This window comes from Aminobacter sp. P4_D5 (genome assembly GCF_056401815.1).
The window spans coordinates 1-669 of record NZ_JBFUIP010000808.1; the positions used below are offsets into that span (position 1 = coordinate 1).

Annotated in this window: 1 protein-coding gene; it reads right to left on the reverse strand. The window is 70.4% G+C overall.

Going from position 1 to position 669, the window contains the following annotated elements; genetic code table 11:
- On the reverse strand, positions 1-669 hold a 669-nt coding region (locus tag AC1DWF_RS35130), incomplete at both ends, for a Bug family tripartite tricarboxylate transporter substrate binding protein (RefSeq protein ID WP_476843087.1).

Consider the following 669-nt stretch of genomic DNA (forward strand, 5'->3'; position numbering starts at 1 on the left):
GCGCCGGACAGGGCGCGCGGAATGCTGCCGCTCTCGACGATGCGTTGCGCCACTGCCGGATCCTGCACGGCGGCTGACGTCTCGGCTTCCAGCTTCGCGAGCCGGTCCGTCGGCACCCCGCGCGGCGCGAAGAGGCCGAACCAGCCGACGGAGACGAGGTCCACGCCCGCCTCCTTCAAGGTCGGCACATCGGGGAAGGCGGGGGCGCGCTCGGCGCTCGTGACGGCCAGCGCCTTCATCCGGCCGGCCCGCACGAGGCCGGCGGCGGCGGCGATGGTCTGGAACATCACCTCCACGCGCCCGGCCATGACGTCGCTATTGGCGGCGCCGGTCTCGCGATAGGGGACGTGGGTCAGGTTCAGCCCGGTGGCGATGCTGAACTGTGCGCCGGCCAGGTGCAGCGAGGTGCCGTTGCCGATCGAGGCGTAGTTCATCGGCCGCGTGCGGGCGAGGGCGATGAAATCCGCGACGCTGCTTATCGGCAGTTCCGTCGGCACGACCATGATGTTGGGCACGATCGCGATGAGGCCCAGAGGGGAAAAGTCGCGATCGGGATCGAAGGGCAGGGAGGCATAGAGGAAGCGGTTCACGGCGATGGGAACGCCGTTGAGCATGATGGTGCTGCCGTCGCCGCCAGCCTGCGCCGCGGCCGCCGTGCCGATGTTGCCC